A 19,104-nucleotide genomic window follows, 5' to 3' on the forward strand; every position below is an offset into this window, starting at 1 on the left:
ATCGGTCAGCTTCCATGCGGCCGCGGCGCGTCGTCCTTGCGCGCGTCGCTCACGGTCATGCCGTTCCAGCTTGCCGCGTCGGGCGGCCGGCCATAGCGCGGGTCCCATTTGCCGCTGCGGCGCAGGGCCTCGGCGACTTCCTTGGGCATATAGGTCTCGTCGTGCTTGGCCAGTACCTCGCTGGCGCGGAACGACCCGTCGCGCGCCACGCTGCCTACCGCCACCACGCTCTGCCCCTCGCGGAACAGGTCGGGCAGGATGCCTTCATAGCGCACGGTCACCGCCGCCTGCCCGTCGGTCACGTCGAACAGCGCGACCGGCGTGTCGCGCACCGTCTGGCGCCGCACCGACCCCGCCACCACCATGCCGCCCAGCCGGATCGTCCGGTCGGGCGGCGGCGGGCGGACACGCACCTGCGACGGCGCCATGAAGAAGACGATATTGGACGAAAACGCGTTCAGGGTCAGCGCGGTCGCCGTCCCCAGCCCGACCAGGCAGGCGCCCACCAGCCACAGCCGCCGGCTCTTGCGGGTCATGGCGCGCCCCCGTCGCGGGCCTCGTCACGGGAAAAGGACGCGCTACGCCGTCCGCGCGCGGCCGCGTCCAGGCCGGCCAGGCGCGCCTTGGCCCGGCGCAGCCGCAGCGCGGCATTGCCGCCCAGCAGGACCGCCAGCCCCAGGGCCAGCCCATAGGACGCGGCGATATAGGGCAGGTGGGTCATGCCATCGCTCCGTCCAGGTCTACCCGGCCGGGCGCGCCGCTCTCCGGCATGTCGTTCTCTGGCATGTTGCTCCGGCCGCGGCGGCTGGCCAGGGCGGCGCGCACGCGGCTTTCCATCACCGCGGCGCGCAGCCGCGCCACCACGATGGCGGCGAATCCCAGCGTAAAGCCCAGCGTGCAGACCAGCAGCGGCCACAGCATCGCCAGCGACATGGTCGGCGCGCCGGTCAGGGTGATGCTGTCGGGCTGGTGCAGCGTGTTCCACCATTGCACGCTGAATTTGATGATCGGCAGGTCGATCGCGCCCGCCAGGCCCAGGATCGCCGCCGCGCGATAGCCGCGCTGCGGCTCGTCGAACGCGCGGATCAGCGCGATATGGCCCAGATACAGGAAAAACAGCACCAGCACCGAGGTCAGGCGGGCATCCCATACCCACCAGGCGCCCCACATCGGCTTGCCCCACAGCGACCCGGTGGCCAGGCAGACGGCGGTCACCGCGGCGCCCACCGGCCCGATCTCCACCGCCGCCAGGTCCGCCAGCGGGTGGCGCCACACCAGCGACAGCAGCGAACAGACCGCCAGCGCCATATAGCCCGACGAGGCCAGCCACGCCGCCGGCACATGCACGTACATGATGCGCACGCTGTCGCCCTGCTGCCAGTCGGCGGGCGAGAAGAACAGCCCCCAGACGATGCCGGCCGCCGACAGCGCCAGCGCCGGCCAGGTCAGCCAGGGCTGCAGGCGCGCGCCCAGCCGGAGAAACCGCCCCGGATTGGCATAGCGATGGAAGAAATTGCCCGTGCGTGCGGTCAGGCTCTGCGTGGCGTTCAAGACGATCCTGTTCCCTCCACGTCCCGCGGAAGGCTCCTGTCGTTGCGTCCGTCTTGCGACGGGGTGGAGGCGTTTCGCTCCCCGCTCCTACACCATCATGCGACGAAAGGCACGGGCTCTGCCGATCATGGCAGATTGTTCATATACCGGACGGCCTTATATGATCGCCTTATAATGTCGAGCGTTTGGTCCTGGCCGGCTTTCCCGGCCGGGACTGGACTGAAAGGGTCTTCCATGCTTTTCGCGATCATCTGCACCGACAAGCCGGGCGCGCTGGACACGCGCATGGCCACCCGGCCGCAGCATCTGGCCTATCTGCAGGCCTATCAGGAGCGCATCCTCCAGGCGGGCCCCCTGCTCGGCCTCGACGGCCGCCCCTGCGGCAGCCTGCTGCTGGTCGATGTCGAGGACCGCGCCGCCGCCGAGGGCTTCGCCGCGAGCGATCCCTACGCCAAGGCCGACGTGTTCGAAAGCGTGGTGATCCGCGCCTTCCGCGCCGTGTTCCGCGACGGCGCGCTGGTGGAATAGGCGCGATGGCATATTGGCTGGTCAAGTCCGAGCCCGACGCGTTTTCCTGGGACCAGCAGGTCGCCAACAAGGTCGAGCCCTGGACCGGCGTGCGCAATTACCAGGCCAGGCGCAACATGATGAACATGCGCCTGGGCGATCGCGCCTTCTTCTATCATTCGAATATCGGCAAGGAGATCGTGGGCGTGGTGGAAATCGTCCGCGAAGCCTATCCGGACCCCACGTCCGGCGAATCCGCGTCCCCCGAGTCCGCGTCGGCCGGGTCCGCGTCGGCCAAGTCCGCGACCAAGGGTGGCGGCTGGATCTGCGTCGATGTGCGCGCGGTCGGGCCGATGCCCCGCCCCGTCACCCTGGCGGCGATCAAGGCCGATCCGGCGCTGGCCGACCTGGCCCTGGTCCGCCAGTCGCGCCTGTCGGTAGTGCCGGTGTCCGACGCGCACTGGGCGCACCTGTGCCGGATGGGCGGCTGGACCGCCGGCTGACGGCCCGCCCTCCCGAAGGCGCGGCCGGTCAGGGCTGGCCGGCCGCCCCCTCGGCGCTGGGCGCGTCATAGCCGCGTCCCGGCTGCCCGGCATAGGTCGAATACATGAAGGACGCGTTATAGGGCGGGGCCACCGGCGCGTTGAACTTCACCGGCACCCCGAACAGGCTGAAATGCGACGGCACATTGTTGGCCTCGCGCGGCGTCTGCCTGGCCTCGATCGACGGCAGGCCGGGCCCCCCGGTGGCGGTCACGCGCGGGCTGAAGGACTGGGCGGTCACGTCCTCGTCCTGCACCACCTGATAGCCGTCGGGCGGCGGCGGCGCGGGCGGGTTGTCCGGATCGACGGTGGGGTCGGGCCTGGCCGCCGCCCTGGCCGCCGCATTGTCGCCAAGGATCGGGTGTACCGTCGTGTCCTGCGCCGGCGCGGCCTTGTGATGGTGGGATGCCGCCCGGGCCGCGACCGCCGGGCCGGCCGCCAGCAGCGCCGCGGCGGCCAGCAGGGGCGCCAGGCGCGGGCGCCCGGGGCGCCGTGTGGCTATCATCGGGTCCATTCGGATCTCCTTGCATGCGGCCGTATGTAAAGGGCGGTCGTCTCCCCCAGGTCAACGTATGTCCGGGTCAACCTAATGTCTCGTCAACGCATGTCTCGTCGGACCAGGGCCGCGTCCCCAGCGGGCGGCGCGGCCATGTCGTCCCTGCAATCACAACCATATACGGCGTGACGGCGCATTTGCGAGAGGGGTAATATGGACGTACAGGCAGGTTTCGCTCCGATTGGCGGGGCATTGTGGATCCGCCGCCACGCCATGCCGGCGGGCGGCGCCCGGGCGCGGACGCGGCCGGATGCGGGCAGGAGGAACGGGGAATGACCAATCGAACCGGGGGTGAGATCGCCCCGCTGGTGCTGGACGCCTCGGCCATCGCCGAATTGCAGAGCGCGCTGGAGCGCGTCGAATCGGGCCGCGGCGTGCTGGTGCGCCTCGCCGACCTGATGGGCGGGGCGGTGGGGCAGGCGGCCCGGCTTGGCCTGCGCGGCCTGGGCATGGCCCCCACGGTGCAGGCCAAGCTGAAGGGCATCGCCGAGGCCGCGATCTCGCGCGCCTTCGACGTCGCTATCACGGGCATGCGCGACTCGGCTCAGCCCCCGTCCTTGTCTCCGGCTCCATCCTCGGCCCCATCCCCAGCCCCGTCCTGGCGCGACCCGGCCATCCAGGCGGCGGTGGCCGTCTCCGGCGCGGTGGGCGGCTTCGCCGGCCTGCCCGGCCTGGTGCCCGACATCACCTTCACCACCCTGACCATCATGCGCGAAATCGCCCGCATCGCGCGGGAGGAAGGGGAAAGCCTCTCCGATCCCGACACCCATCGCGCCTGTCTCGAAGTGTTCGCCCTGCGCGCCTTCCCGGTCGGGGCGGCGGACGAGGAAAGCGAACTGGGCTATTTCTCGGCCCGCGCCATGCTGCGCGGCCGCCCGGTGGTCATGTTGGTGTCCGAGGTCGCGACCCATTACGGGCTGGGCCTGTCGCGCAAATTCGCGGTGCAGATGATGCCGGTGGCCGGCGCGCTGTGCGGCGCCTCGCTGAACGCCGCCTTCCTGTCGCATTACCGCGCCCTGGCCCGGGCGCATTTCACCATCCGGCGGCTGGAACGCGAACACGGGCCCGAGGTCCGGCGCACCGCCGAACACCTCAAGGCCAACATGACCAGCGCCAGTTTCTGAGGCGCGGGGTTCAGCCGGGGCGAATCGCCTCGCGCAGCGCCGCCAGCGCCGCCGCCGCCAGATAGAACGCCCCCATGATCTGCGCCATGCGCAGGTAATGGGGCGCCACCAGCATCAGCACGCCCGCCAGCGCGGCACCGCCCAGGCAGGCGACCAGGAAGCCGATGGACGGGGAAATATGAATGGGCATGGGGTTTCCTCTGTGTTTCGCCCGGTCGGGCGGCCCGGCCGGGCCGTCACGCCGGCACCGGGGTAACGGCGGCCCGGCCGGCCAGCACCGCGTCGATATTGTCCAGCGCCAGCATGCCCATGTCGGTCCGCGTCTCCAGCGTGGCGCTACCCATATGGGGGGTCATGAACAGGTTCGGCAGGCCCAGCAGGCGCGGATCGGGGCGCGGCTCGTTGCGGTAGACGTCCAGCCCCGCCGCCGCCAGCCGCCCGTCCGACAGCGCGGCGATCAGCGCGTCCTCGTCCACCAGGCTGCCGCGCGCGGCATTGACGAAGATCGCCCCCTTCGGCAGCAGCGCCAGGGTCTCGGCGGTGATGACCGGCGCCGCCGCCGCGCCGCCGGGCATGTGCAGGCTCAGAATGTCGCAATGCGGCAGCATCTCGCGCATGTCGGCGAAATAGGTGGCACCCGCTTCCAGCTCCGGCGCCAGCCGCCGGCGGTTGGAATACAGGATCTTCATGTCGAATCCGCGCGCCCGCTGCGCCACGGCCCGGCCGATTCGCCCCATGCCGACAATGCCCAGCGTCTTGCCCGTGACGCGCACCCCCAGCATCTCCTCCATGCCGAAGGACCGGCCCCATCCCGCCTGCATGACGCCCAGATATTCCGCCCCGCGCCGCGCCGCCGCCAGGATCAGCATCATCGTCAGGTCGGCATTGCAATCGGTCAGCACGTCGGGGGTATAGGTCAGCGCCAGGCCCCGCGCGGCGATGGCGGAAATGTCCAGATGGTCGGTGCCGACACTGATGGTGGCGATCACCCGCACGCTGTCCGGCAGCGCCGCGACCGTTTCGGCCGTCACCGGCGTGCCGGTGGTCACCATCACCGCATCCGGACGGAACGCCTGCGCCAGCGCCACCAGTTCGGCCGGCGTCAGCTTGTGGCCGGGCGGCGGCGGCGCGTCGTAATCGCGGGCGATCCGCGCGGCCACGGCGGCGGGCAGGCGCTGGGAATGGATCAGGCGCGGACGGATCGCGGACATGGCGGGGCCTCTCTGGTCGGACGATGCCGGCTTGTCAGGCTCCGACACGTGTCCATCTCAGGATCGAATCATTGCCCTGTCCTGTCCAGACGCGCCAGCCGGCCGGGATCGGAGCATCAGTCGGGATCGGAACCTCGGGGAGACGCCGCATGACCAGCCAGGATTCGGGCCAGGATTCGGGGGACGGCGCCATGGCGGTCACGCCGGACCTGATGATCCGCGCCTATTCGGTCGGCCTGTTTCCCATGGCGCCCGATGCCGGGACCGACCATCTGGACTGGTACGATCCGCAGATGCGCGGCATCCTGCCGCTCGATGGGTTCCACGCGCCGCGCCGCCTGGTCCGCACCGTCCTGTCCGGCCAGTTCGACATCGTCGCCGACCGCGATTTCGAGGCGACTATCCGCGCCTGCGCCGCCCCGGCGCCGGGGCGCGAGACCACCTGGATCAACGACCGGATCATCCGCCTGTTCTGCGAACTGCATGCGCGCGGCCACGCCCATTCGGTCGAAACCTGGCAGGACGGCAGGCTGGTCGGCGGGCTGTACGGGGTCGCCATCGGCGGCGCCTTCTTCGGCGAAAGCATGTTCAGCCGCGCCCGCGACGCCTCCAAGGCGGCGCTGCTCTCGCTGGCGGCGCGGCTGCGCCTGGGCGGCTTCACCCTGCTGGACACCCAGTTCGGCACCAGCCATCTGGCCCAGTTCGGCGGGATCGAAATACCCGCCCGGCGCTACAAGCGGCGCCTGGCCCGGGCCCTGTCCGTGCCCGCCCGCTGGCCCGACGACCGGGCCGCCGGCACCGCTGGCGCGATTCGCGACGAAATGGCCGCCCTGCGCGGCGCATTTCGCACCTCGGACGGAAGCGGATAGACTCCCCGGCGGCTGAAATACGGACAGACCGGAAAGAAGGAAACGCCGATGATCAACCTGATGCCGCGCCGCGCCGCCGGACGGCCCGGAATGATGGCCGGGGCGCTGCTCCTCGTGGGAATCGGGGCGGGAGTCGGGGCCGGAATCGCGCGGGCGGACGCCCAGCCCGCGCCCGATTCCGCTCATTCCCCAACTCATCCGCCCTTGGCGCCGACCCGCGACGTGCAGGTCGCCTACAGCGTCCAGCCCGAAGGCGCGCCCGCGCCCAAAACCATCCAGGTCTGGTTCGCCGCCAATGGCGGGCTGATGCGCATCGACAGTCCCGAAGGCATGGGCGCGACCATCCTCGACCGGGTCGCCCGCCAGGTGACGATCGTGCTGAACCGGCAGAAGGTCTATACGCGGCTGGACGCCGGCTCCGACATCCGCAATCCGTTCCTGCTGGACCTGTCCATGCAATATACCCGCATGGGCGACACACGCGTCGCGGGCGTCGATTGCACCGAATGGGCCATCGTCTCCGGCCGCGGCTCGGCGACCGCCTGCGTCACCGCCGACGGCGTCATCCTGCGCGAGGACGGGGTGGATGCCGAAGGCATGAAGGGGCGGCTGGTGGCCACCCGCGTCACCTACGCTCCCATCCCCGCCGGCACGTTCCAGCCGCCCGAGGGCTATCAGATGGTCACGCGGCATCGCGTCGCGCCAGGACCCGGGGGGACGGGGTCCGGCGGCACGGGACCGGGCGGCGACGTCGCCCGGCCGGTGACCGGCGGCGCGATCCCGCCCGGCGCCGGCCAGTGATCCATCCGACGATCGGCGCCCGGACCGCGGGACGCTTCGCCGGCCTGCTGCTGGCGGCAGCCTTGCTTCCCACGCCCCTCCCCATGTCCCTCCCGGCGCGGGCTGCGGCAGTCCCTGACGTGAACGCCCCTGACGCGAACGCCCTTGGCGCGGACGCGTCCGCCGCACCGTTCGTCACCCCGCAATGCGACGTGGACGTGACCTACAGCGTCGCGGCGCCCGATCCGGCGGTGCCCGCCATCCGCCAGCGCATGCGCTGGTCCAGCGCGACCCTGCGCCAGCGGGTCGATCCCGCCGGGTCGGCGACCTACATGCTCACCGACTATCGGGCCCGGACCCTGACGGTCATCGACCTCGCGCGCAACGTCCGCACGACCATCCCGGCCCCGGGCTCCGCCGTCACCCGGCCCGGACAGCGCGCGCCCGGCAACTGGATCCACGGGGCGACGATGCTGGTGGCCGGCCAGCCCTGCACCGCCTGGCAGACCGCGGACACCGACGGCCAGGCCAGCGAGGTCTGCTACAGCGACGATGGCGTGATGTTGCAGGCCACCCGGAACGGCCACGTCATGGTCCGTGCCGAAACCGTGCGCCGTACGGCCCAGCCCGACGCGGTCTTCGCGATTCCGGCGGGACTCAAAGACCTGCCCGCCGCCCACCCCTGATGGTCCGTTCCGATCATCGGCCGTTACAATTCGTTACGGAAAAAGGGCACGCCTGCCCGCAACCGGCCCGCAAATCGCCATGGCGCCCCTGTTTTCTGTTTATCGAAGCAGGGGCGGTCCGCCGCTCCCGCGCAAGGATGAAAGGGTTGCGAACATGCGCAAGATGGTTCGTCTTCTGATGGCGGTTCCCCTGGTCGCCGGCGGCCTGGCCGCGGTGGCGCCCGCCGCGCATGCCGACTGGCGCGATCACGGCTGGCACCATGGCTGGGATCGCGGCTGGCACGATCGCGGCTGGGGCTGGCGGGGCCCGGGCTATTATCACCGCGGTCCCGGGCCGGGGGGCGCCTTCGTCGCCGGCCTGGTGGGCGGCGCCCTGCTCGGCGCGGCCGGCACCGCGATCGCCGCGCCGACCTACGCCGCGCCGCCGCCGGTCTATGTCGCGCCGCCTCCGCCCCCGCCGCCCGTCACGGTCTACGCGCCGCCGGCCTATGGCTACGCCTATCCGGCCTATTGATCGCAAGCGCCTTCCCGGGAATGTTCCCGGGAAGGCGCTCAGGGGAGAGATGTTCAGGCCGCCGCTCGGGCGGCCTGCATCACCTCGGCGACGTGGCCGGGCACCTTGACGTTGCGCCAGGCCCGCACCAGCCTGCCTTCCGCGTCGATCAGGAAGGTCGCGCGCTCGATCCCCATATATGTCCGGCCGTACAGCCTCTTCTCGCCCCACACGCCATAGGATTCGGTCACCGCGCCGGTCACGTCCGACGCCAGCGGAAAGTCCAGCCCCTGCTTGTCGGCAAAGGATTCGATCGCCTTCATCGGATCGCGCGACACGCCGATGACCGGAATCCCCGTCCCCCCCAGCGCCGCCAGCGCCTCCTGAAAGCCGCAGGCTTCGGTCGTGCAGCCCGGCGTGTTCGCCTTGGGGTAGAAATACAGGATAAAGGGCCGCCCCCGCATCGATGCCAGGCTGACCTGCCGCCCGCGGCTGGCCGGCATGTCGAAATCCGGCGCCATTGCGCCGGGGGCTGGAAAAATTGGGGCTGGAAAAGTTGGGGCTGGAAAAATCGGTGTCTCGTCGTCCGCCATCGCCATTCTCCTCATGAAAAAACGCGTCACTCCCCGACCGGACCGACCAGGCGGGTGAAGGCCGCCCGCACCGCGCCCGCGCGCGCCTCCATCTGCTGCAACGCCTCCGCGATCGTTGTCGCCCCCATCTCGCGCAGCAGGATCTCGCGGGTCGCGGCGGGCATGGCGGCCGCCGGATCGGCGGGCAGGGCGGTGCCGAACAGGATTCGCAGCATGCTCTGCACGCTGCGCCAGGCCCGGTCGGCCTCTTCCAGCATACGCCCCGTGCCGCGGTCCAGCATCCCCTGCCGCACCAGGCGGCGCAGCGCCTTGCGCGTGTTCGGGTCGCGCGCCGCCGCGTCGCCGGCCACCAGTTGCAGCGCCTGGGCGATGAATTCCACGTCCATCAGCCCGCCGGCCCGATGGCGGATATCCCATGGCCCTTGCGGCGGCAATTCCCGCGCCACCCGTTCGCGCATCGCCCGCGCATCCTCCAGGATCGCCGCCCGCGTGGCGCCGCGCCGCCCGTCCAGCGCCGCCCCGATCGCGCCGCGCAGCGCCCGGACCAGCGCCGGCGGCCCGGCCACCACCCGCGCCCGGGTCAGCGCCATGCGCTCCCAGGTCCAGGCGCTTTCGGCGTGATAGCGGCGAAACGCCCCCAGCGACAGCGCCACCGGTCCTTTCGACCCGGACGGCCGCAGCCGCATATCGACCTCGTAAAGCGGTCCCTCCGGCCCCGGCGCGGTCAGCGCGCCGATGAAGCCGTGCGCCAGCCGGACGAAATACTGCCCCGCCGGCACCGATCGCGGCGCCAGGCCGCCATCCGCGCTCCCGTCTCCCGCACCATTATACGACCGACCCGGGGCGGGCGCGTCCACCACGCTGTCGGTCACGTCGTCCGGGTGGTCGAAGACCAGCATCAGGTCCAGGTCCGACCCCAGCATCATCTCGCGCGATCCGGCCTTGCCCAGCGCCACCACCGCCATGGCGCCGCCCGGCACGCGGCCATAGCGGCGGACATGCTCGGCCGTCACGCGGGCCAGCAGCCCGCGCATCACCGCGTCGGCCAGTTCGGTGCGCGCGCGGCTGGCGGCGTCGACCCCGATCCGGTGCTCCAGCCGCGCGCAGGACAGGCGGAATTCCTCGCCCCGTACCAGCCCGCGCAGGATCGGCAGCACCTGCTCGGTCGACGCCGCCTGCGCCAGGTGCTGCCGCACCAGGCCCGCGGCCGGAATGTCGGCCGCGCCGTCCTGGTCGGCGCCCAGCAGCCCGTCCAGCGCGGCCGGGGTCTCCGCCAAGTGGTCGGCCAGGAAGGGCGACCCGTCCAGGATCGTGGCGATCCGGTCGATCAGTGCCGGGTTGCGGTCCAGCAGGGTCAGGAACTGCACGCCCGCCCATTGCCGGGCCAGCATGGCATCGAACCGCCGCAGGCAGGTCAGCGGGTCGCGCCGCGCGCCGAACCGCGCCAGGATCTCCGGCAGCAGCCGGCGCAGCAGGTTCCGCGCCCGGTCCGAGCGCAGCGCCCGCAGCCGGTTGCCGCTCCAGCGCTGCAGCAGGCTCACCGCGTCGGCGATGTCGGCCTCGGCAAATCCGGCGGCGCGCAGATGCTCGGCCAGGTCCTCGGCATCGGGATCGACCGACCGCCCGGCCCCCCCGGGCTCGGCGAACTGGCCTTCGAAGATCCGCCGCGAATCCCGCATGATCGGCAGCATCGTCCCCGCCAGCGCGCGGCCGTTCTCCTCGGCCATGAACACGGCGAAGGCGTCGAAGGCCTCCCGCGTGGCCGGCAGCTTGTGGGTCTGGTGGTCGGCCTGCATCTGCAGCCGGTGCTCCGCCCGCCGCAACATGCGATAGGTCCGTGCCAGGCTGTCGCCCCGCGGGCGGTCCAGCACGCCGGCCCGCACCAGCCGGCGCAGCGCGCCCAACGTGGTCGGGTCGCGCAGTTCGGGCCGGCGCCCGCCCCAGACCAGTTGCAGCGCCTGGGCCACGAACTCGACCTCGCGAATCCCGCCCTGTCCCAGTTTCAGGTCATGACCCATCAGCCAGTCGCGCGCCAGGCGCGGGTCGTGTACCGTCCGCTCGCCCAGGCGCGACAGGCCGGCATGGCCGGCATTGCGGTGGCGGTCGATTCGCGCCTTCATGTCGTGCAGGTCGTCTATGACGGCGAAATCGAGGTGCCGCCGCCAGACGAAGGGCGCGATCGCGCGCAGGAAACGCCGCCCGGCCGTCACGTCGCCCGCCACCGGCCGCGCCTTGGTCATCGCCGCGCGCTCCCAGGTCTGGCCCAGGCTTTCGTAATAGGTGATCGCGGCGGGGAACGAGATGGCCGGCGGCGTCGCCGACGGGTCGGGACGCAGGCGCAGATCGGTGCGAAACACGTATCCGTCGGCGTCCCGCGCTTCCATCAGCCCGACAAGATCGCTAGTCATGCGGACGAAGATCCGGCGCAGATCCTCATGCCCGGCATGACAGGCCGGATCGTACAGCACGATCAGGTCGATATCCGAGGAGTAGTTCAGTTCCCGCGCCCCCAGCTTCCCCATCGCCAGTACGACGAAGCCGCTGCCGCGCGCCGGATGGCGGGGATCGGGCAGGACGATCTGCCCCGTATCGTGGGCCGCGCGCAGCAGATGCCTGACCGCCGCCTCCAGCGCCGATTCCGCCAGGCGGCTCAGCGCCAGCGTCACCTGCTCCAGCGTCCACACCCCGCCGATATCGGCCAGGGCGATGGCCAGCGCCGCCTGCCGCTTGGCCGCGCGCATCGTCGCCGCGATGTCGGCGCGCGCATCGCGCGGCGACAGGGCGGCCAGGCTGTCCAGCACCGCGCCCATCGCCCGGTCCGGCCCTTCGGCCAGCAGCCGCGCGAACGGTACGGGGTCGCGGCGCGCCAGCCCGGCCAGATACGGGCTGTTGCCGCCCAGCATGTCCAGCAGCGGCGCCACCCCCGCGGCGCGCAGCAGCGCCGCATCCAGCCCGTGCTCGCGCCACAGTTCCGCGACATCCTCGCGCAGCAGCGCGGCGCCGCGCGGATCGGCCGGCGCCGGCCAGGCGCGATCGGTCCAGGGACGATCCAGAGAAGCGCGATTCACAGGGGCGCGATCCATCCGGGCATGATCAGTCCGGGGGGGGCTGGCCCGACCCTGCTCGGTCGCCGGCATCTCCTCGGCGCGCCGGCGGGCATGGGCGGTCTTCGATCGGGGCATGATCCTTCATCCGGCCTGCGCGGGGGCCCGATGGCGGCCGCGCGCGGCGCACCGTGGACACGGCCATGACGCGCGGTCAAGGCCCCTCTCCCCCCGCTCCAGACGCCGCCCCCGCGCGCCGGGGCCGCCGGCGCGTCCTGTTCGCGGCGGCGGTGCTGCTCGTCGTGCCGCTGGCCGCCGCCGCCGGGCTGGCGGTGCGCCTGGCCATGGGCCCGCTGGACGTCACGCCGCTCGCCCGGCTGGTCCTGCCCGCGCGCGTCCTGTCGGGCGGGGCGGGGCGGCCGCCGGTCCTGCGGCTGGATGTCGGGCAGGTCCGCGTGGGCTGGGACGGCCTGCATCGCGGCCTGGCCGCGCCGCTGGACGTCACGGCCACCGATCTGCGCCTGCTGCGCCCCGACAATGTCGTGGCCGACCAGATCGGCGCCGCGCGGCTGGTGCTGAATGCCGACGCGCTGTGGCATGGCGGCATCGCCCCACGCATGCTCGTCCTCTCCGGGGCCCGGCTGGCCCTGCGCCGCGCGTCCGACGGGTCGGTCGGGCTGGATACCGGCCCGTTCCGCGCGGTTGCCACCCGGGGGGCGGCGGCCCTGGCGCTTGACATCCGCTTCTTCGACCGCCTGGTCGTCACCGACGGCGCGGTCACGCTCGGCGACCAGCGGACGGCCACGTCCTGGCGCCTGGACGGCCTGGCCGCCGATCTGCGCCGGCTGCGCATCGGCCTGGCGCGGGGCGTCACCGGCACCGCCGCGTTCGGCCTGTCGGGCCCCGGGCTGCGGGCCCGGCTGCGGGCCGACGGCACGCGTGACGGAACCGCCCTGTCCTGGCACGTCGCCGGCACGCCGGTCGCCCCGCGTGCCTTCGCCCCCTTCCTGCCACAGCTCGCGGCCATCGACCTGCCGCTCGGCTTCGACGCCACGATCCGCCTGGCCGCCGGCCCGCACCGCCTGCTGGCCCGCCCGCGATCGGCCGTCCTGACCCTGCATGGCGGGGCGGGGCAGATTTCGACCGGCCCAGGTCCAGGTTCAGGTCCGGGCTCGGGCTCGGGCCCCGATCCGGCCCCGGGCACCACGGGCACGATCCGGTTCGACGATCTCCAGGCCCGCCTGTCCGCCGATTTCGGCCCCCGATCGAGCGGCCTCCTGCCCGGGTCGGCGCGGATCCGGCTGGACATGCTTCAGGCCCGCCTGCATCCGTCCGACCGCCCCGATGCCCATCCGGACGTCCCCGCGGCGGCCGATCCCGTGCTCCAGGCCGACGGCACGCTCGACGTCACCGGCCCTACCCGCCCCGGCCTGATCCATTTCGGCCCGGCCCGTCCCGGCCCGCCCGGCACCAGACTGCGCGCCAGCCTGCACGCCAGCCTGTCCGACCTGGATTTCGCCCGGCTCGGCGCGTTCTGGCCGGCGGGGCTGGCCAAGGGGGCGCGTGCCTGGGTCACGCGCAACATCACCGCCGGCACCGCGCACGGGCTGCATGTCGCGGCGACCCTGGCCAACGATACAGGCGTCAACGATGCCGGCTGGGGCGGCCTGCGCCTGCGCACGCTGGGCGGCGGGGTCACGGGCACCGGCCTGGACGTGCACTGGCTGCGGCCGATCGCGCCGATGCGCGGCGTGGACGCCACGCTGGCCATCGACGGGCCGGACGCGCTGTCGATCCGCTTCTCCGGCGGCACCCAGTCCGTCGATCGCGCCGGCCGCAACGTGGACGCCACCGGCATCGGCCGCATCGCGATCGGCAACGGGTCAATGCGGATCACCGGCCTGCTGGCCAAGGACCAGATCGGCGACATCGCCGCCACATTGCACGGCGATCTGCCCGACATCATGGCCCTGCTGGCCGAACCGCGGCTGAACCTGCTGTCGCGCCACCCCCTGGGTTTCAGCGGACCCTCGGGGCGGGCCCAGGTCGCGCTGCATCTGGTCCTGCCGCTGGACGACCGGGTCGACATCGCGGATATCCGCCTGTCCAGCCACGCGGACCTCGCGCAGGTGCATCTCGGCAATGTCGTGCTGAACCGCGCGCTCGATGACGGCGCGCTCACGCTCGACGCCACGACCCGGGGCCTGACCCTGGCCGGTACCGCGGTCCTGGGCGGCATGCCGGCGACGCTGCGCTACATGATGGATTTCCGCAAGGACGCGGCGACCAGCGAATCCGCGCAGGTGCGCGCCCATCTCACGCCGGATGTCGCCGACCGGCTCGGCTACGCGGTCGGGCAGCGTTTCGCCGGCAGCGCGGATCTCGACGTGGCGTACAGCCGCCTGGCCGACGGCACGGGCCAGGTCGCGCTGGACCTGGACCTGGCCGACGCCGCCCTGACGATACCGGTCTGGTCCAAGCCGCGCGGCCAGGCCGCCCATGCCTCGGTCCGGATCGGGCTGGCGCAGGGCCGCCTCGCCAGTGTCGAGGCGATTCACGCCACAGGCCCCGACCTGCAGCTCGACGGGCGGGCCAGCGTCGTGGACGGGCAGGCCCGCACCCTGGTGCTGCGCGGCTTTCGCATCGGCCGCTCGCACGGCGATGCGACCATCGGCCTGCCGCGGCACGCGACCGATCCGGTGCGGGTCGCCGTCCAGGCTCCGGTGCTGGATCTGTCGCCGCTGCTGCATCCCGGCCCGGCGCCGGCCGCGCCGAAACCGGGTCCCTCCTATCACATGCCGTCCGCCGCCACCGGCCGCGTCCAGGGGCCGCCGGGGCGAAGCTGGCTGATCGATGCCGACGTGCCCACCCTCTATTACGCGCCCGACGGGGCGCTGGCCGGCGTGCATGCCCATGTCGAGGATAACGGCATCCGCGTCACGCGGCTGCGCTTCTCGATGGCCGGCCCGTCCCCCGCCACCGCCATCCTCACCCCGCAGCCCGACGGGCGGCATCTCCGGGCCAGCGTCCAGGACCTGGGGCTGATGCTGCAGAAGCTGGGCGTGACGCAGCAATTCTCCGGCGGCGCGACGGTGCTGCAGGGCGTGTTCGACGACCGCCAGTCCGCGGCGCCCTTCGCCGGCAGCCTGACCATCGGCCCGATCATGCTGCACGACGCGCCACGCCCGGTCCGGCTGGCCAACAACGCCTCGATCTATGGCTGGATGCAGGCGCCGCGCGGGCAGGGGTTCGAAATCCGCCGCGTCCTGCTGCCCCTGACCTTTCGTGACGGCACGCTCGCGATCCATGACGGGCAGGCCGGCAACGCCTCGCTGGGGGTGACGGTCGGCGGCACGATCGATCTCGACCGCGCGCGGCTGAACCTGAAGGGCACCATCGTGCCGGCCTTCGCGGTGAACGCGCTGCCCGGCCACATGCCCGGCGTCGGACGGTTGATGAGCCCCGAGAAAGGCGGCGGCCTGCTGGCCGCGACCTTCTCGGTCGGCGGCGCGCTGGACCGGCCGGACTTGCATGTCAACCCGTTCTCGATCTTCCTGCCGGGCGTGATGCGCCGCCTGGTCCAGTAGAGCATCGCCCGGACGGATCGGGGCAGGGAAGGGAGGATAGACGATCATGTCCGACGGATGGGAAGGCGGCCTGCTGGCGCTGGGCCTCGCGGTCCTGCTGCTGCTGGCGATCCTGCTGGCCCTGCTGCTGCGCCGCCGCGCCCGCCCGGAAGACGGCGGGCGCGGCGGCGAGGGCGACCTGCTCGCCCGCCTCTATGTCATGATCGAACGCGAAGCCGCCGCCCGCGCCACGGACAGCGAGGCCCAGCGCGCCCGGCTGGCCGAAATCGAGCGCGTGCTGGCGGCCCGCCTGGATCAGTCCCGGGCCGACGTCGCCGACCGGCTGGGCGCGATCGCCCACGCCATCACCCGCGACCTCGCCGATGCCCGCATCCACCAGGGCGAGGCCCTGCGCGAGATGGCCGAAGCCTCCGCCCGGCAGGTCGAGGCGATCCGCGCCACCGTCGACGAACGCCTGCACGAGGCCGTGGAACGCCAGATGCAGACCTCGTTCCAGCGGGTGCTGGAACAATTCACCGCCATGCAGAAGGCGATGGGCGAGGTCACGGCCATGACGGCCCAGATCGGTGACCTCAAGCGCCTGTTCTCCAACGTCAAGACGCGCGGCGGCTGGGGCGAGGCGCAGTTGCGCGCCATCCTGGACGACGTGCTGCCGCCCGGCGCCTACCAGGCGAATTGCCGCCTGCGCGAAGGCAGCGCCGAAATCGTGGAATTCGCGGTGCGCATGCCGGTCCGCGCCGCGTCGCCCCCCCTGCTCGCCATCGATTCCAAATTCCCGACCGAGGCCTATGAACGCCTGCTGGACGCCGTCGAGCGCGTGGACCCCGAGGCCGAGCGCGCCGCCCGCCGCGCGTTGGAGACCACCCTGCGGATCGAGGCGCGCAAGATCGCGGCCAAATATATCGTGCCTCCGGTCACGGTCGAATTCGCCGTGCTCTATCTGCCCACCGACGGGCTCTATGCCGAAATCGCCCGCATTCCCGGGCTGGTGGACGAAATCGGGCGCACCAGCCGGGTCATCGTGATGGGGCCGGGCCTGCTGCCGGCCATGCTGCGCACGATCCATCTCGGCTACGTCACCATGGCGCTCGAGGACCGGACCGACGGCATCGCCCGCCTGCTGGGCGCCACCCGGCAGGAGATGCTGCGGATGGACGGCGTGCTGGAACGGCTGGCCCGCAACGCCTCGGCCATGTCCTCGTCGATCGACGAGGCACGGCGCCGCACGCGGGTCGTGACCCGGCAACTGCGCGGACTGGACGGCGTCGATACGCTGCCCGATACCGCCCGGGCCGCCCCAACCCCGGAACCGGACCAGGAACCGGACCAGCAACCGGGCGAGGCCGGCGGAGATGCATCCGGCGGGGGTGAACACGAATTTAGTGGTGCGTGAAGCGGGGTACCATCATGTGTGCATTGACCATGAACGCGACGTCCAAGCCCGATCCGTCTGCCCCGGCCCAGGAACCCGCCCCCCGGGTACTGCTGGTCGAGGATGACGGCAAGATCGCCCAGGAAGTCGCCGAGGAACTGGAAAGCCGCGGCTTTTCCGTCCGCCACGAACGGACGGGCCCCAGCGGGCTGTCGGTCGGCCTCGGCGGCAATTTCGACGTCATGATCATCGACCGCATGCTGCCCGAGATGGACGGCCTGACCCTGATCGAAACCCTGCGCGGGCGGCAGGTCTCCACCCCGGTGCTGGTCCTGTCCGCCATGTCGGCGGTCGATGACCGGGTCAGCGGGCTCAAGGCCGGCGGCGATGACTACCTGACCAAGCCCTTCGCGATGGAGGAACTGGCCGCCCGGCTCGAGGCGCTGATGCGGCGCCCGAACAACACGCGTGAGACGATGCTCCATGTCGGTCCGCTGGCCATGGACCTGATCGAACGCACCGTGACCCGCGACGGGGTGGTGATCGAATTGCTGCCGCGCGAATTCCGCCTGCTGGAATATCTGATGCGCCGCCCCAATCAGGTGCTCACGCGCAATATGCTGCTCGAGGATGTGTGGAACTACCGCTTCATCCCGCAGACCAACCTGGTCGACGTGCATATCGGCAAGCTGCGCCGCAAGATCGACGAGCCCGGTGCCACCCCCCTGATCCAGAGCATCCGCGGCACCGGCTTCATGCTCCGCATTCCGGAATAGGCTGGGCGTGTCGCTCGGCGAACTGCTGCGCACGGCGACCTTCCGCCTGACATTGGCGGTCGTCGCCGCGATGATCGGCGCCGCGGCCCTGCAATTCTCGCTGGGCTACAGCCAGACCAAGACCTTCGAATTCCTCCGCTCGGACATGCTGCTGCACCGCGAGGCCGCGCTGCTCGAAGGCGAGAAGCCGCAGGATCTGGAACACAAGATCCGCGACCGCGCGACCGACGATCTGCGCGTGGTGATCAACCAGGCCGCGCTGTTCGACGCGCAGCACCATTCCATCGCCGGCGACCTGCATAAATGGCCCGACGGGCTGGTGGCGGACGGCCATGTCCGCGAACTGACCGTCTGGCCGACCGAGGACGCGCCCTACGTGCTGCGCATCCTCGCCGTCCCGGTGGCGGGGGGGCGCATCCTGGTGCTGGCGCGCGGGCTGCACATGCTCGACGAATTGCGTCTGATGATGCGCCATTCCCTGCTGGTCTCCATCGTGCCGACCGTGCTCTTCGCGCTGATGACCGGCGTCGTGCTCAGCCACCGCGCCCTGGCCCGCGTCACTGTGATGCACGAGGCGATCGACCGGATCATGGACGGCGACCTGCATGAGCGCCTGCCGTCGGGGCGCGAGCGCGACGAGATGGAACGTCTGGCCGGCAGCGTGAACCGCATGCTGGACCGGCTGGAACATCTGATGGACGAAATCCGCGATGTCGGAAACGACATCGCCCACGATCTGCGCACCCCGCTGGCCCGGGTGCGCGCCCGGCTGGACCGCGCGCAGGGCGGCACGCAATCGGCCGACGCCCTGCGCGGGGTGGTGGCGCGCGCCATCGACGATCTCGACCAGTGCTTCTCGATCATCACCGCCCTGCTGCGCATCGGCGAGATCGAGAACGCCCGTCGCCGGGTCGGATTCGCCGTCATCGACCTGCAGGAAATCGCCGCGGACATCGTCGATCTCTACGAACCGATCGCCGAGGCCAAGCAGATCCGCCTCGACCTGCTGTCGGGCAACGCGCCGGTCCCCGTCTATGGCGACCGCGACCTGCTGATCGAAGTCCTCGCCAACCTGATCGATAATGCCATCAAGTTCACCGATGCCGGGGGCGAGGTCTCGCTGTCCGTCATCCGCTACGGCGACGGCGCGCGGCTCGAGGTCGCCGATACCGGCATCGGCATCGCGCCCGAGGAACGCCAGGCGGTGATGAACCGCTTCTACCGCTCGGACAAAAGCCGCCACATCCCCGGCAGCGGACTGGGGCTCAGCCTGGTGTCCGCCATCCTGCGCCTGCACAACGCCGCCCTGACCATTTCGGATACGCGCAGGCGCGAATCGCGTCCCGGGGCGCTGTTCGGCATCGTCTTTCCGCCCGTTCCCACCCCCGCGCCGCCGCCGGCCTGAACGGCCCA

19 protein-coding genes are annotated in these 19,104 nt (G+C 71.7%); 11 read left to right on the forward strand and 8 right to left on the reverse strand.

The window, feature by feature from the left end:
- Positions 1-5: 5 nt before the first annotated feature.
- Genes ccmE through QN315_RS16095 form a run of 3 tightly spaced genes read right to left on the reverse strand, consistent with a single transcriptional unit; the run spans position 6 to position 1,551 of the window.
- Complete coding sequence (gene ccmE / locus QN315_RS16085; protein WP_323990350.1) at positions 6-536, reverse strand: cytochrome c maturation protein CcmE; 531 nt, start codon at positions 534-536, stop codon at positions 6-8.
- A complete protein-coding gene (locus QN315_RS16090) occupies positions 533-721 on the reverse strand; it encodes a hypothetical protein (protein WP_323990351.1) in 189 nt (62 codons plus the stop codon). Before QN315_RS16090 ends, ccmE begins: the two co-directional genes overlap by 4 nt.
- The gene (locus tag QN315_RS16095) at positions 718-1,551 is read right to left on the reverse strand and encodes a heme ABC transporter permease (RefSeq protein WP_323990352.1); all 834 of its coding nucleotides are present in this window, start codon (positions 1,549-1,551) and stop codon (positions 718-720) included. The genes QN315_RS16090 and QN315_RS16095 overlap by 4 nt, the downstream gene beginning before the upstream one ends.
- Before the next feature lie 234 nt (positions 1,552-1,785).
- Between QN315_RS16095 and QN315_RS16100 the strand changes: the two genes are divergently transcribed.
- Together QN315_RS16100 and QN315_RS16105 are read left to right on the forward strand one after the other, a co-directional pair.
- Complete coding sequence (locus tag QN315_RS16100; protein ID WP_176641600.1) at positions 1,786-2,079, forward strand: YciI family protein; 294 nt, start codon at positions 1,786-1,788, stop codon at positions 2,077-2,079.
- A gap of 5 nt (positions 2,080-2,084) precedes the next feature.
- Positions 2,085-2,561: an EVE domain-containing protein gene (locus QN315_RS16105; RefSeq protein WP_323990353.1), complete on the forward strand. Its 477-nt coding sequence runs from the start codon at positions 2,085-2,087 to the stop codon at positions 2,559-2,561.
- 28 nt (positions 2,562-2,589) lie between these two features.
- Here QN315_RS16105 and QN315_RS16110 read toward each other — a convergent pair whose 3' ends face one another.
- Positions 2,590-3,114 (reverse strand): hypothetical protein, encoded by a 525-nt coding sequence (locus tag QN315_RS16110; protein WP_323990354.1) that lies wholly within the window; start codon positions 3,112-3,114, stop codon positions 2,590-2,592.
- A 314-nt stretch (positions 3,115-3,428) separates the two neighbouring features.
- On the opposite strand from QN315_RS16110, the gene QN315_RS16115 reads away from it, so the two are divergent.
- On the forward strand, positions 3,429-4,280 hold the full coding sequence (locus QN315_RS16115) for an EcsC family protein (RefSeq protein ID WP_323990355.1): 852 nt from the start codon (positions 3,429-3,431) through the stop codon (positions 4,278-4,280).
- 10 nt (positions 4,281-4,290) lie between these two features.
- Here the strand turns inward: QN315_RS16115 and QN315_RS16120 are convergent, their stop codons facing one another.
- On the reverse strand, positions 4,291-4,470 hold the full coding sequence (locus QN315_RS16120; protein WP_323990356.1) for a hypothetical protein: 180 nt from the start codon (positions 4,468-4,470) through the stop codon (positions 4,291-4,293).
- 46 nt (positions 4,471-4,516) lie between these two features.
- Positions 4,517-5,491: a D-glycerate dehydrogenase gene (locus QN315_RS16125; protein ID WP_323990357.1), complete on the reverse strand. Its 975-nt coding sequence runs from the start codon at positions 5,489-5,491 to the stop codon at positions 4,517-4,519.
- A 149-nt stretch (positions 5,492-5,640) separates the two neighbouring features.
- On the opposite strand from QN315_RS16125, the gene aat reads away from it, so the two are divergent.
- The 4 genes from aat to QN315_RS16145 all read left to right on the forward strand — a co-directional run bounded on the left by aat (position 5,641) and on the right by QN315_RS16145 (position 8,340).
- A complete protein-coding gene (gene aat, locus QN315_RS16130; RefSeq protein ID WP_323990358.1) occupies positions 5,641-6,360 on the forward strand; it encodes a leucyl/phenylalanyl-tRNA--protein transferase in 720 nt (239 codons plus the stop codon).
- A gap of 48 nt (positions 6,361-6,408) precedes the next feature.
- Complete coding sequence (locus tag QN315_RS16135; protein WP_323990359.1) at positions 6,409-7,161, forward strand: hypothetical protein; 753 nt, start codon at positions 6,409-6,411, stop codon at positions 7,159-7,161.
- Between the two features lie 119 nt (positions 7,162-7,280).
- A complete protein-coding gene (locus tag QN315_RS16140; protein WP_323990360.1) occupies positions 7,281-7,826 on the forward strand; it encodes a hypothetical protein in 546 nt (181 codons plus the stop codon).
- Between the two features lie 154 nt (positions 7,827-7,980).
- Positions 7,981-8,340 (forward strand): hypothetical protein, encoded by a 360-nt coding sequence (locus QN315_RS16145; RefSeq protein ID WP_323990361.1) that lies wholly within the window; start codon positions 7,981-7,983, stop codon positions 8,338-8,340.
- Positions 8,341-8,393: 53 nt separating this feature from the next.
- On the opposite strand, the gene bcp is transcribed toward QN315_RS16145, so the two are convergent.
- Both bcp and QN315_RS16155 read right to left on the reverse strand, forming a co-directional pair.
- The gene (gene bcp, locus QN315_RS16150) at positions 8,394-8,840 is read right to left on the reverse strand and encodes a thioredoxin-dependent thiol peroxidase (protein WP_408904540.1); all 447 of its coding nucleotides are present in this window, start codon (positions 8,838-8,840) and stop codon (positions 8,394-8,396) included.
- Positions 8,841-8,938: 98 nt separating this feature from the next.
- Entirely contained in the window at positions 8,939-11,995 is a 3,057-nt protein-coding gene (locus QN315_RS16155) for a bifunctional [glutamine synthetase] adenylyltransferase/[glutamine synthetase]-adenylyl-L-tyrosine phosphorylase (RefSeq protein WP_408904654.1), read from the reverse strand.
- A 164-nt stretch (positions 11,996-12,159) separates the two neighbouring features.
- Here QN315_RS16155 and QN315_RS16160 point away from each other — a divergent pair, with 164 nt between their 5' ends.
- From QN315_RS16160 to QN315_RS16175, 4 genes are read left to right on the forward strand one after another with little or no spacing between them, the layout of a single operon-like run.
- Positions 12,160-15,543 carry an AsmA-like C-terminal region-containing protein gene (locus QN315_RS16160; protein WP_323990364.1) on the forward strand — a complete coding sequence of 1,128 codons (3,384 nt, stop codon included), beginning with the start codon at positions 12,160-12,162 and terminating at the stop codon, positions 15,541-15,543.
- Positions 15,544-15,589: 46 nt separating this feature from the next.
- On the forward strand, positions 15,590-16,936 hold the full coding sequence (locus QN315_RS16165; protein ID WP_323990365.1) for a DNA recombination protein RmuC: 1,347 nt from the start codon (positions 15,590-15,592) through the stop codon (positions 16,934-16,936).
- 29 nt (positions 16,937-16,965) lie between these two features.
- Complete coding sequence (locus tag QN315_RS16170) at positions 16,966-17,691, forward strand: response regulator transcription factor (RefSeq protein WP_176640930.1); 726 nt, start codon at positions 16,966-16,968, stop codon at positions 17,689-17,691.
- Between the two features lie 7 nt (positions 17,692-17,698).
- Entirely contained in the window at positions 17,699-19,096 is a 1,398-nt protein-coding gene (locus tag QN315_RS16175) for a HAMP domain-containing sensor histidine kinase (RefSeq protein ID WP_323990366.1), read from the forward strand.
- Positions 19,097-19,104: the final 8 nt, after the last annotated feature.

Source organism: Nguyenibacter sp. L1 (genome assembly GCF_035199985.1).
GTDB lineage: Bacteria > Pseudomonadota > Alphaproteobacteria > Acetobacterales > Acetobacteraceae > Gluconacetobacter > Gluconacetobacter vanlangensis.

What these genes read in the sequence shown, in the direction of transcription:
- aat (WP_323990358.1), top strand. Translation starts at nt 5,641, where the DNA reads ATGACCAGCCAGGATTCGGGCCAGGATTCGGGGGACGGCGCCATGGCG.
- QN315_RS16115 (WP_323990355.1), top strand. Translation starts at nt 3,429, where the DNA reads ATGACCAATCGAACCGGGGGTGAGATCGCCCCGCTGGTGCTGGACGCC.
- QN315_RS16170 (WP_176640930.1), top strand. Translation starts at nt 16,966, where the DNA reads ATGAACGCGACGTCCAAGCCCGATCCGTCTGCCCCGGCCCAGGAACCC.
- QN315_RS16090 (WP_323990351.1), bottom strand. Translation starts at nt 721, where the DNA reads ATGACCCACCTGCCCTATATCGCCGCGTCCTATGGGCTGGCCCTGGGG.
- QN315_RS16145 (WP_323990361.1), top strand. Translation starts at nt 7,981, where the DNA reads ATGCGCAAGATGGTTCGTCTTCTGATGGCGGTTCCCCTGGTCGCCGGC.
- QN315_RS16155 (WP_408904654.1), bottom strand. Translation starts at nt 11,995, where the DNA reads ATGGATCGCGCCCCTGTGAATCGCGCTTCTCTGGATCGTCCCTGGACC.
- bcp (WP_408904540.1), bottom strand. Translation starts at nt 8,840, where the DNA reads ATGGCGCCGGATTTCGACATGCCGGCCAGCCGCGGGCGGCAGGTCAGC.
- QN315_RS16165 (WP_323990365.1), top strand. Translation starts at nt 15,590, where the DNA reads ATGTCCGACGGATGGGAAGGCGGCCTGCTGGCGCTGGGCCTCGCGGTC.
- QN315_RS16160 (WP_323990364.1), top strand. Translation starts at nt 12,160, where the DNA reads ATGACGCGCGGTCAAGGCCCCTCTCCCCCCGCTCCAGACGCCGCCCCC.
- QN315_RS16110 (WP_323990354.1), bottom strand. Translation starts at nt 3,114, where the DNA reads ATGGACCCGATGATAGCCACACGGCGCCCCGGGCGCCCGCGCCTGGCG.
- QN315_RS16120 (WP_323990356.1), bottom strand. Translation starts at nt 4,470, where the DNA reads ATGCCCATTCATATTTCCCCGTCCATCGGCTTCCTGGTCGCCTGCCTG.
- QN315_RS16125 (WP_323990357.1), bottom strand. Translation starts at nt 5,491, where the DNA reads ATGTCCGCGATCCGTCCGCGCCTGATCCATTCCCAGCGCCTGCCCGCC.
- QN315_RS16135 (WP_323990359.1), top strand. Translation starts at nt 6,409, where the DNA reads ATGATCAACCTGATGCCGCGCCGCGCCGCCGGACGGCCCGGAATGATG.
- QN315_RS16105 (WP_323990353.1), top strand. Translation starts at nt 2,085, where the DNA reads ATGGCATATTGGCTGGTCAAGTCCGAGCCCGACGCGTTTTCCTGGGAC.
- QN315_RS16100 (WP_176641600.1), top strand. Translation starts at nt 1,786, where the DNA reads ATGCTTTTCGCGATCATCTGCACCGACAAGCCGGGCGCGCTGGACACG.
- ccmE (WP_323990350.1), bottom strand. Translation starts at nt 536, where the DNA reads ATGACCCGCAAGAGCCGGCGGCTGTGGCTGGTGGGCGCCTGCCTGGTC.